Origin of the sequence: Pontibacter coccineus (assembly GCF_030546575.1) — a bacterium.
In the GTDB taxonomy this organism is placed as follows: Bacteria; Bacteroidota; Bacteroidia; order Cytophagales; family Hymenobacteraceae; genus Pontibacter; species Pontibacter coccineus.
Window position 1 is genome coordinate 396,589 of record NZ_JAUOTN010000001.1, and the last position, 11,384, is coordinate 407,972.

10 protein-coding genes and 2 riboswitches are annotated in these 11,384 nt (G+C 48.9%); of the genes, 7 read left to right on the forward strand and 3 right to left on the reverse strand.

Features of this window, described 5'->3' with window-relative positions; all coding sequences use genetic code 11:
- Positions 1 to 13 precede the first annotated feature (13 nt).
- Complete coding sequence (locus Q4E40_RS01755; RefSeq protein WP_303409683.1) at positions 14 to 2,998, reverse strand: SusC/RagA family TonB-linked outer membrane protein; 2,985 nt, start codon at positions 2,996 to 2,998, stop codon at positions 14 to 16.
- Positions 2,999 to 3,472: 474 nt separating this feature from the next.
- Positions 3,473 to 3,578: riboswitch (SAM riboswitch) on the reverse strand.
- 313 nt (positions 3,579 to 3,891) lie between these two features.
- A riboswitch (SAM riboswitch) is annotated at positions 3,892 to 3,990 on the forward strand.
- A gap of 316 nt (positions 3,991 to 4,306) precedes the next feature.
- Here Q4E40_RS01755 and Q4E40_RS01760 point away from each other — a divergent pair.
- From Q4E40_RS01760 to Q4E40_RS01775, 4 genes are all read left to right on the forward strand, one after another.
- Positions 4,307 to 6,910: a M14 metallopeptidase family protein gene (locus Q4E40_RS01760; RefSeq protein WP_303409684.1), complete on the forward strand. Its 2,604-nt coding sequence runs from the start codon at positions 4,307 to 4,309 to the stop codon at positions 6,908 to 6,910.
- 160 nt (positions 6,911 to 7,070) lie between these two features.
- Positions 7,071 to 7,442: a methylglyoxal synthase gene (locus Q4E40_RS01765; RefSeq protein ID WP_303409685.1), complete on the forward strand. Its 372-nt coding sequence runs from the start codon at positions 7,071 to 7,073 to the stop codon at positions 7,440 to 7,442.
- Between the two features lie 114 nt (positions 7,443 to 7,556).
- On the forward strand, positions 7,557 to 7,739 hold the full coding sequence (locus Q4E40_RS01770) for a hypothetical protein (protein ID WP_303409686.1): 183 nt from the start codon (positions 7,557 to 7,559) through the stop codon (positions 7,737 to 7,739).
- A gap of 115 nt (positions 7,740 to 7,854) precedes the next feature.
- Positions 7,855 to 8,013: a hypothetical protein gene (locus tag Q4E40_RS01775; protein WP_303409687.1), complete on the forward strand. Its 159-nt coding sequence runs from the start codon at positions 7,855 to 7,857 to the stop codon at positions 8,011 to 8,013.
- A 142-nt stretch (positions 8,014 to 8,155) separates the two neighbouring features.
- On the opposite strand, the gene Q4E40_RS01780 is transcribed toward Q4E40_RS01775, so the two are convergent.
- On the reverse strand, positions 8,156 to 8,518 hold the full coding sequence (locus Q4E40_RS01780; protein WP_303409688.1) for a winged helix-turn-helix transcriptional regulator: 363 nt from the start codon (positions 8,516 to 8,518) through the stop codon (positions 8,156 to 8,158).
- A gap of 98 nt (positions 8,519 to 8,616) precedes the next feature.
- On the opposite strand from Q4E40_RS01780, the gene Q4E40_RS01785 reads away from it, so the two are divergent.
- Positions 8,617 to 9,489: an SDR family oxidoreductase gene (locus Q4E40_RS01785; protein ID WP_303409689.1), complete on the forward strand. Its 873-nt coding sequence runs from the start codon at positions 8,617 to 8,619 to the stop codon at positions 9,487 to 9,489.
- A gap of 296 nt (positions 9,490 to 9,785) precedes the next feature.
- Here the strand turns inward: Q4E40_RS01785 and Q4E40_RS01790 are convergent, their stop codons facing one another.
- Positions 9,786 to 10,001: a hypothetical protein gene (locus Q4E40_RS01790; RefSeq protein ID WP_303409690.1), complete on the reverse strand. Its 216-nt coding sequence runs from the start codon at positions 9,999 to 10,001 to the stop codon at positions 9,786 to 9,788.
- A gap of 335 nt (positions 10,002 to 10,336) precedes the next feature.
- On the opposite strand from Q4E40_RS01790, the gene Q4E40_RS01795 reads away from it, so the two are divergent.
- Both Q4E40_RS01795 and Q4E40_RS01800 read left to right on the forward strand, forming a co-directional pair.
- A complete protein-coding gene (locus tag Q4E40_RS01795) occupies positions 10,337 to 10,735 on the forward strand; it encodes a GNAT family N-acetyltransferase (RefSeq protein WP_303409691.1) in 399 nt (132 codons plus the stop codon).
- Positions 10,736 to 10,821: 86 nt separating this feature from the next.
- Positions 10,822 to 11,346 (forward strand): DUF421 domain-containing protein, encoded by a 525-nt coding sequence (locus Q4E40_RS01800; RefSeq protein WP_303409692.1) that lies wholly within the window; start codon positions 10,822 to 10,824, stop codon positions 11,344 to 11,346.
- The last annotated feature ends 38 nt before the right edge of the window (positions 11,347 to 11,384 follow it).

Consider the following 11,384-nt stretch of genomic DNA (forward strand, 5'->3'; position numbering starts at 1 on the left):
GATGATCCCTATATTAGAAAGTTACATTAAGTCCTGCCTGGAATGTGCGGGGCTGTGGCACCACGGCATGATCGATGCCGCGCACGTTCTGGTTGTCGCCGGCCACATTCACCTCCGGGTCCAGGCCACTGTAGTTGGTGAGCGTCCACAGGTTGGTGCCGGACACATACAGGCGCAGGTTGGCTACCTTATACCTGTTCAGCAATTCGGTTGGCACGGTATAGCCTACGGTTACAGAGCGCAGACGCAGGAAAGAACCGTCTTCTATGTAGAGGCTGCTTGGCAGGTTGTAGTTATTGCCGAACCGGGTCAGGCGTGGAATATCCGTCACATCACCCGGCTGCTGCCATCTGTCCAACTGCCCCGGCAGGAAAGTAATGGAGCCGTTGCGGGTGCCGCCGTGCTCCATAAAGAAGCGGTTCAGGTTCAGGATGTCGTTGCCGTACTCGAAGTAAAAGAGGGCACCAAAATCAAAGCGCTTGTAGTTGACCTGGTTGTTCAAACCACCAAAGAAGTCCGGTGCGGCATTGGCCACGATCTGCCGGTCCGCCACGGTGATCACACCATTCTTGTCCACGTCGTCATACACTGCATCGCCTGTCTGTGGGTCAACATACAGCTGCTTATATACCCAGAAAGCGTATACAGAGCCGCCCTCCTCCATGCGCACCCAGTCACGGGAATGCTGGTTGATCGGGATCGGCAGTTTCTCGATGCGGTTCACGTTGCGGGCCACGTTCAGGCTGGTGGTCCAGGTGAAGTCGTCGCGCTCGATGTTGGTAGAAGCGATGTTCAGCTCCACTCCCTTATTGCTGATCTCGCCCAGGTTTTCAAACACGCTGCTGAAGCCTGTTTTGGCGGCCACCGGCACTTCCAGCAAAAGGTCTTTGGTGTACTTGTTATAATAGTTAGCCTCGAACTTCAACCGGTTCTGCAGCAGCGCCAGGTCCAGGCCGATGTTCCACTGGCGGGTGGTTTCCCATTTCAGATCCGGGTTAGCCAATTGCTGGTGGCTGATGCCCGGCAGGCCATCGTAATTGCGCCCGGCTCTCCACAGGCCCAGCGATGCAAAGTCGTTGATGCCGTTCTGGTTACCGGTCAGACCGATGTTGGCGCGCAGCTTGATCAGGTCGAAAGGCAGGTCCTGCGCAAAGGCCTCCTCCGAAATGATCCACGACGTTCCCAGGGATGGGAAAATACCCCAGCGGTTGGCGGCACCGAAGCGGGAAGAGGCGTCGGCGCGCACGCTGCCGTCCACGCTATACCTGTCTTTATAGGTATAGCCGGCCCGTGAGAAGAAGGAAACCAGGCCATTCTGGCTCGAATTGGTCGATCCGGTTTGCAACGAGGAAGAGGCGATCTCCTGGAAATCGTCGCTCGGGAAATTGCGGCCGGTCAGCGACAGCGTGTTGTATTTGGTCTGCTGCAGAGTGTTACCCAGGAGCACATTCAGGAAATGGTCGTTGCCGAAGCGCTTGTTATAGGTCAGCAACTGCTCGTTGAGCAAACTTACCAGGCGGGTATCCGTGCGGCTGGCGTTTCCGGCCGGCAGGCCCACACTGATCTGCGTGTTGTTGTATACCTTATCAGCGTAGTTGTTGTAGTCCAGGCTCCAGCTTGACTTAAAGGTCAGGCCATCCACTAATTCATACTCTCCATACAGGTTGGTGATCAGGCGGCTGCTTTCCCCTTTTATGTTCAGGTTGTCGATCAGGGCCAGGTGGTTGTCGAAGATGGAATGGCGGGCATAGCTACCATCCTGGTTATACACCGGCAGGTAGGTGGGCACGTACAGGGCTGAGTTGATCACCCCCTGCGCACTGTTGTCGTTGCGGCTCTGGTTGCGCCTGCTGTACGAAACCGTGGTGCTCGTACCGATGGTCAGACGATTGTTCACCAGGTGATCGTAGTTAAAGCGACCGCTGAAGCGCTCGAAAGCGGCCGGCTTCACGATGCCTTCCTGCTTGAAGTAGCCACCCCCCAGGAAAAAGCGGTTCGACTCCCCTCCTCCTGAAGCGGACAGGTCATAGCTTTGGGTAAGCGCTGTCTGGAACACATCCGGGATGCGGGAGTACGTCGTTTGTTCCTCCGGAAGGCCCAGGCCACCTTCACTTTTCGGGCGAAAAGGCACCAGCGTCGGATTGCCGCCGTCGTTGATAAAGGTCTCGTTGATCAGCTCGGCTTCCTGTTGCGCATTCACGGTTTCAAAGATCTTCGGCGCTTTGGCTATACCTGCGTACGTCTGAAAATTGATCTTGGTACCGGCATTGGTCTTACCTCGTTTGGTCGAGATCAGCACCACACCATTGGCACCCCGGGCACCGTAAATAGCGGTAGCATTGGCGTCTTTCAGTATTTCAATACTTTCAATATCAGCCGGGTTCAGGTCAGCCAGCGGGTTGGTGGTCTGTCCACCCAAGCTCAGTCCGGAAAGAGACTGGTTGTTGATGAACACGCCATCCACCACATACAGCGGCTCGTTGCTGGCGTTGATGGAGGTGTTACCCCGGATACGCACAAAGATGCCGCCACCCGGTGTACCGCTGGCCGCCGCGATCTGCACACCCGAGGCCTTGCCCTGCAGCAGCTGATCCGGCGAAGGGGCCGGTATACCTTTCAGTTCGGATGGGTTCACAGAGGTTACAGCACTGGAAACGGCCTTCTGGGACTGCGTGCCGTAGCCTACCACCACTACTTCGCTCAGGGCTTTGGTGTCTTCCTGCAGCGCCACGTTTACCGATTCGCCTGCTACTTTTACTTCTTTCAAGGTATAGCCCAGGCTGGAGATGACAAGCGTCTGCCCCTGCTCCACTGGCAGGTTGAAGCTACCGTCTATACCTGTCACGGTGCCTTTATCGGTGCCTTTTACCTGTACGCGGGCCCCGATCAGCGGCTCGCCGGTCTTAGCATCTTTCACGACACCTTTTGTTAAGGTGCCCTGTGCAATGGCGGCTATACCTGTCACCAGGACCAGGCCTAATGACAGGAGCAATTGCACGAATCTATTTGTTCTAGGTTTTTGCATTTTTATATAAAATATTGGACAAAGTATTCCCACCCTGCAATCGGAGAGATGGCAGCCATGGTGAGCTATAAAATTCAGATTATTGGATTAGTGCAAAGCGCAGCCTTAACAACAGCAGCTGCGCATACGCATTCGCATACAGGCAGGCTTGGTTGCCTTGCCGGACAGGTATAGGTTTTTCATGTTTCCGAAGGCTGCCGAAAGATCATGCAGCACTGGCTGGGGTATAGGATTTCCCATGATCAAGAATGTAAGTATAGAATGGATGTAAATAATCAGGAATGCAGTCTGCCCCTGCACCACAGGGGTGCAAAACAAGGCAAAGCATGTAGAAAAGTGGATTACGAGCAACAGCAGCAACAGCACATGCGTGCAGCGGAGGCTGCAACAGGGGTAATGGCTGTCAATGATAAAGCTGGAGTTGTGTTCGGCGTGTTCATGTGCTTCAATTTATATGTCCCAAAACTGGGCAGGAGTTAGCACCTTTTCCGGCCTGCGCCGATGGTTGCTAGAGGGTCGTGGAGCCTGCTCTCTCACCTCTTCTTTATAAATCTTCGATAAAGATGCCACAAAGGTACGCGCACATTTTTGAGTAATGCAAGCTTTTAAAAAAAATATTTCACATAAAAGTTCAAACAGGCTCCGGACCTGCTCCTATAGCGGTCACTTTTCAAAACACAAATGTTAAGCGTCAGGCTTGTAGTGCTTAACTGCTGTTGTTCGAACAGAGGCCAAAGTCTGCTAACCTAAACGCGTTCGGGACAATTGCTTTGAACGACCTCACCTTAAGGTCTCAGAATTAAACCAAACACTCCTTCTCAAAAAAAATTTGGAACTGTGGATTTCCCGGGCATACCTTTGCAGTGCATTTATACCGAAGAGGTGAGAGAGCAGGCTCCGTGATCCTCTAGCAACCAGTTATTAACCAGGTGCTACTTCCTGCCCAGTTTTGGGACATATAAATCCATACGCATGCTAATATTACACAGCTCCTATCCAGGAAGCACTGGTTTCTTCACCACTTTTCTAAGCATTACCTCCTACTCGCTTTCCTGCTGTTGTAGTAGTTAAGACATTGGATTTCAGCTAACCGACACTGCTGCCTGTGTTGTATCCCTACATTCCGGTTCAGTTGTCACTGCAAATTTCCTTCAGCCCTATCCTGCTTGCCGTGATGCCGCCTCCGCAGCACTGGCACTAAGACCAGCGGGTACTCCAGCCTGAACCTGCTATTGTACCTCGCATCCGGAAATTATCTTTCATCTATACCTTAAATTTCACATGAAGTCTATCTTCAGGAAGTCTGCCAAAGGACTTCTAACTTCGCTCTTACTGTGGGCCCTGCTCGTACTACCTGCGCAGGCGCAGAACAGCTACTACTTCCCAAAGACCAAAAACTTCGACCCAAACATACCGACACCGGAGCAATTTCTGGGCTATGGTATCGGGGAGCGCCAGACCCGCTACGACCGGGTGGTGGCCTACCTGCAGGAGCTGGCCCGGGTATCGGATAAAGCCAAAATCGAAACGATCGGCCATACCTATGAGCACCGTCCGCAGGTCATCCTGAGCATTACATCGCCTCAAAACCATGGCAAAATAGAACAGATCCGGCAGGAGCACCTGCAACTGGCAGACCCGGCCAAGGCAGCTCCTGCGCTGACCAAGATGCCCGTGCTGGTGCACCTGGGCTACAATGTGCACGGCAACGAATCATCGAGCACCGAGGTATCGATGCTGACGGCTTATTACCTGCTTGCCAACCAGGACCCGGAAACGCAGCGGTACCTGCAGGAGGCGGTGGTGTTTATTGACCCGGCCCTCAACCCTGACGGGCGCGACCGCCACACCAACTGGGTAAGCATGCACCAGGGCAACCCGGCCGTGAGCGACCCGGCAGACCGTGAGCACAACGAAGTATGGCCGGGCGGCCGCGGCAACCATTACTGGTTCGACCTGAACCGCGACTGGCTGCCGATCGCACACGTGGAGAGCAGAAACCGCCTGGAGTTTTACCACAAGTGGCTACCCAACGTGGTGATCGATTTCCATGAAATGGGCACCAACTCCACTTATTACTTTGAGCCAAGCAAGCCCTACAGCTCCGAAAACCGACTGATACCACGCAGCACCTACGACGGGCTGAACGTGCTTATGGCGAAGTACCATGCCGAGGCGCTGGACGAGCTGGGCTCCCTTTATTTCACCAAAGAGCAGTACGATAACATCTACCCTGGTTATGGCTCTACCTATCCGGATTTTCAGGGTGGCGTGGGCATTACGTTTGAGCAGGCCAGCTCCCGTGGCAACAAACAGGAGAATTCGCTGGGTGTGCTGACCTTTGCTTTCACGATCCGCAACCATTTGGCCACCGGTTTGGCCACAGTAAAAGCTTCTGTTGAAAACCGCGAAACACTGCTCAGGAATCAGCGTGAGTTCTACCAGTCGGCGCTAACGGATGGCCGCAAGAACGGGGTGCGGGCGTATGTATACGGCGAGAACTTCGATGCTACCCGACTGCGCAAATTCACCGAGCTGCTGCTGGCCCACCGCATCGAGGTATACGAGCTGGACAAATCGCTGTCAGCCGATGGAAAGAAGTTTGAAAAAGGGAAAGCCTATGTCGTGCCGACCGAGCAGCCACAGTACCGCCTGGTGGAATCCATCTTTGCCAAAACCAAAGAGTTTGACGATAGCGTGTTCTATGATGCCTCCACCTGGACACTGGCCCTGGCCTATAACCTGCCACATGCCGGCCTCAAGTCAAAAGCATCGGCAGGCAAAAGAGTAACGGAACTGGCACCTACCAACTATACCCTGCCGGCGCAAAGCCGCTATGCCTACCTGCTCGACTGGGCCGACTACAATGCAGCCGGGGCGCTATACCTGCTGCAGGATAAAGGCGTGATCACCCAAACGGTTTTCAAGCCATTTACCGCCAGTACTTCAACTGGACCAAAAGCTTACCAGCCCGGCTCCATCACGATACCCGTGGCATCACAGAAAATTTCGGCTGATTCGCTTTACAAAGTGATACACTATGTGGCAGCGAAGAAGCAGACCAACTTTGAGTCAGTGAAGACCGGTTTGAGTGTGCAGGGCATTGACCTGGGCAGCAACAACATTCAGACGCTGAAGAAGCCGGAGGCACTCCTCCTGACCGGGCAGGGCATCACTTCTTATGAAGCAGGCGAAGTGTGGTTCCTGCTCGACCAGCAATTGCACATGCCCATCTCCAAGGTAGAGCTGAGCTCCTTCCCGAGACTGAACCTGAACCGCTACAATACCATCGTACTGGTGAACGGATCGTACAACAGCCTCGATAAAACGGCTGTTGAGAGACTCAAGCGCTGGGTAACAGATGGAGGCACGCTGATCACGTTCAAGTCGGCATCGGAGTGGGCCATCAAACAAGGTATAGCACAGGGCAAGGTTATAGCTGCCCACGATACGGCTTCAAAAGCTGGTGCCCGGATCGACTTCGCCAATGCTGCTCCCACCGAGGGTGCGCAGTCGGTAGGCGGATCGATCTATGAAGTGGACCTGGATACATCGCACCCGCTCGGCTTTGGCTTCGCGGAACGCAAACTACCCGTATACCGCAACAGCACTACCATCCTGGCGCCCGCCAAAAACCCGTACAGCACTGTAGCGCAGTACACGAAGGACCCTTGGTTGAGCGGCTACGTATCGAAGGGAAATCTCAGCAAGATAAAGAACTCGGCCGCCCTGCTTGTGAGCGATCAGGGGCAGGGACGTGTGATCCTGTTTGCTGATAACCCGAACTTCCGCGGCACCTGGTATGGCACCAACCGCCTGTTCTTCAACGCAATCTTTTTCGGGTCTGTAATCAAGACGCCCGGCACTACTGTAGCGGCTGAATAAACCCTGCTATCTGGTTACAATGCAAGGCTGGTGCAACGCGTACCGGCCTTGCATTATTTTTCTGCCAGCTGCATCGGCATTCTCCTAAAAAATAGTACCTTCACTTATACCTGAGGCTGCTCTTTCGGGAGCAGCAACCAACCCCATTAAAGACTTTACTATGCAAGCTACCGTTGCTTTAATCGCCCACAACAACAAAAAAACCGAGTTGCTGAACTGGGTAAAAGAAAACCAGCAGGCCCTGCGCCAATACAAACTGATCGGCACCACCAATACCTCTAAGCTGATCAACGAACTGCTCGACATGAACATCGAACCCTTCGGACACGGCCCCAGTGGTGGTGACATTCTGTTAGCCGCCCGCTTGCTGCAAGGGCAGATTCAGAAAGTGATTTTCTTCATCGACGTAGAAACCCCGCACGGCCACGAACATGACATCCAAACACTGATCCGCACCGCAGTACTTAATAACATTCCTATCGCGCTCAACAAGGCGTCGGCAGACCTGATCGTACTGGAGCGGGAGAATTAGAAAGAGACCTTCTGATATAGTACCAATAAGCGTATGTTCACGCTTTTGAGGTAGTTAGCGTGCATTTGTGAATCATAGAATCTATACATAAAGAAAGAACAAGAAGAATTACCTATGGAAACAAATAAGTTCTTATCTGCAATAGAACACGATGAACTGGCTGACTTTTCTGTAGGAAAAGGTAAATATTTCATTGCTGACCCGGAGTATGGAGAACACTGGGTATTGGGAGCTTGGTTGTACCATATTATCCCAGCGATAGAGCAAATTAAGGGTTTAGAAAAAATACATTCTTGAACTGATTAATGCATTAATAGACAGGAATAGTATTTCAGTAGATAAGAAAATTGAGTATCTATTATATCATGTGTATGTCTTCTACTACCTATTAAGTGAGAAGAGGTTAAAAACAATGGATATAATCAAAGACCTTGAACTCAAAATCCATGGTGAAATAGAGAAAGCTAGAATATACTATAAGTCAGTTGAAGAAGAGAAAGGTATCAGGCAGTTAGATTCGACTATAAAATTAATCAAAGCAAGAGGGGGGTTGATCGAGTTAAGCATTTAAGAAAACCGAACGCTAACAAGACCTATAGTGCATAAACACACCATAGCAAAACCGTTACCTGCAAGCGTAGAGCGACACTGCAATCATTAAGCGGACAGACTAAAAATCGTATTCAACCTACGACAATTGACAGAATGTGAACTTATGACTTTTTTAACACAGACTTTCTATGTTCTACTCCCCATTCAATCATTTTATCCAAGACTTCTGTAATCAATTTCCCTGACTGGGACAACTCATATTCAACAGACACAGGTGTTGTTTCATAGACAGTTCTAATTAACACACCGTTTAATTCTAATTCTTTGAGTTCCTTACTCAACATTCTGGGAGTAATTTTAGAAATATTGCGTTGTATATCTGTAAACCGCTTTTTACCAAACAGGACGGAACCGATTATTGGCAACTTCCATTTGCCACTAATGACATTAAGCGTGTCATTAATATTTAATACATACTCAACTGGACAAGATTTAATCTCCTTTAAACTAAGTTGCTTTTTCATTTTGCTGAATTTTTATCACTATACTTTAGTATATCACTATACTTTAGGAAGCAAATATAGTGCATCTTTGCAACTCACAATTAAAAAACAATAAAAAAATGATTTTAGTAACAGGAGCAACAGGACATTTTGGAAAGGCAACAATTGACTTTCTATTAAAAAAAGGAATTTCGGCAAACAACATTTCAGCCTTAGTAAGAGATGTAACAAAAGCGGAAGACCTAAAAACAAAAGGTATTAACATAAAAATTGGCGACTATGACAATTACGCTTCATTGGTAGAAGCATTTAAAGGCGTTGACAAGTTGCTATTGGTTTCGGGAACTGATGTTGTGAACCGTGGAAAACAACAGATAAATGCAGTAAATGCGGCTAAAGAAGCAGGTGTAAAACATATCATCTACACCAGTTTTGAGCGAAAAAACGATACCGAAACTTCGCCAATTGCCTTTCTTGCAAAATCGCATATTGACACAGAAAACCAAATCAAGACAAGCGGAATGGCTTACACCATTCTAAAAAACAATCTTTATCTTGATGCGTTGCCAATGTTTTTTGGTGAGCAAGTTTTAGAAACCGGAATATTTTTACCGGCAGGCAATACACAAGGGGCTTTTGCTTTGCGTAGTGATATGGCAGAAGCTGCTGCCAATATATTGACAAGCCAAGGACACGAAAACAAAGAATACTCTTTGAGTAATAGCGAAAATGTATCGCTTCAAGAAATTGCTCAAGATTTATCTGCAATTGCTGGTAAACAAATAAACTATGTAAGTCCGCCACAAGAAGTTTACGTTGACGCTTTGACAAAGGCTAACGTTCCAGCAGAATATATTGGAATGTTTTCTGGGTTTGCAGAAGCAATCAAGCAAGGAGAATTTTCAGCCGAAAAAACAGATTTAGAAAATCTCTTGGGCAGAAAACCAACGACAACAAAAGCGTTCTTGAAAGAAGTTTACGCAACTAAATAACAACTTGAAATTATTGCTTTACATAGCGGACAGTTTAAGGACTGTTCGCATTTTTTTATTCCACAACTCGACAGACAAAAACGCCAGCAGGTAACAGCGGTTTGGCAAAAGTGGCGGTTCAGCGCTTCGTATGACAGTTTTTCGTAAATTTAAAGTGTGTGCTTCGTATGAACATTTGTGGTAAAATTCGCCACCTTCGCCAAGCCGCAAAACGTTGTATTAAAGAAGTGTATCATGAGCCTTACTTACACCCATAATTGGGGAGGCATTAAGTTAGCATAAAAGCACACAAGCTTTTACCGAATGGCGGGGATACATAAAGTGACAAATCCAGGTTCTTTTATCTCAGTTTGATTAGTCGTGTTTTCTTCGCTTTCGTTCGATCTAAATGTATTGCTACATTGACCAAGCACCACCCAAATAATTACAAAAATTAGGATCGTACTGAAGCATCCTCCACCTAGTTTTTTAGCACCATAGCCAGCAAGCAATCCTCTGAATAAGTTATTCATAATAGTATTTTTATGTTTCTCGTTAGAAACGACATTTGGAATATGAAGTTCTACTTACTTGCCCAACCGTTCCTTAAAAGTTATTTGCATAAGGTTATATGGTAGGCTTGCTGATTTATCCTAGTCCAAAGGAGTGGTAAGGTGGAGTATAGGAGCTAAACTTAGAGATACTTGAAAAGACGAAGGTTAGAGATTTCGTTGAGTATAGAGCAAAACCCTACACTGAATAAATAAAGTGGTGAAAAACACGTTAGTACAGGGATTCCGTTCGGCTAACGCCTCAAACATTGCCTGTACTAATCAGTCAACCTAAATCCTAACATCCTTCCTACCCCATGAACATCACCTACAAAACAGACTTCACCCCAGACACGCAGCTGATCATCGACCTCTACAACAGCTCAGGCATAAACCGCCCGACTGCTGACCGCGATCGCATAGAGATGATGTATACTAATTCTAACCTGGTGGTAACCGCCTGGGATGGAGAGACACTGGTAGGTATAGCCCGCTCGCTCACCGACTTCTGCTATGCCTGCTATTTGTCGGACCTTGCCGTTCGGAAGGAATATCAGGCAGCGGGAATCGGCAGGCAGCTGATTGCTTTGACGAAGGAAATAATAGGAGAGCAAAGCATGCTATTACTTCTGTCGGCCCCGGCTGCCATGGACTACTACCCGAAAGTGGGATTTGATAAGGTAGAAAATGGCTTTATGATCAAACGGAGCAGGTAGCGGTGTCTCTATTTACCGCTTATCCGTAACCGCACCAGCACAATCCAGTAAAAGGGGGCGTATACCTAACCTGGAACACGCGCCTTATGGAAAACATCTTCTTTGATAGTTGGGAAAGCATCATCAGGACTTTTTCTGTCACGATCATGGGTTATATCGCTATGATCTTTTTGTTAAGAGTCTCTGGCAAAAGGACGCTCTCCAAAATGAATGCTTTTGACTTTGTTGTGACAGTGGCCTTGGGCTCTGTACTGGCTTCGCTTTCGCTCAATAAAAGCGTGCCGCTGGCTGATGGTGTCACGTCATTTTTCGTGCTGATCTTCCTGCAATACATCATTACCTGGCTGTCTGTGCGCATAAAGCAAGTCAAACAGCTTGTAACCAGTCAGCCCACGTTGCTACTCTACAAGGGGGAACTCCTGAAAGATGCGCTTAAAAGGAAGCGCGTTACGATAGAGGAAATCAATTCTGCTGCACGCAGCGGGGAACGGGGAGACCTGTCGAGAATTCATGCGATGATCCTGGAAACGACAGGTGAAATAACAGTTGTACCTGAGCTAAAATCTGACTCGCCCCATACACTGAAAGACGCCGGTAATTTTCCGGGATAAGGCAGGAGCCCGGCAACACTTTCTGTCCCAAAATAACA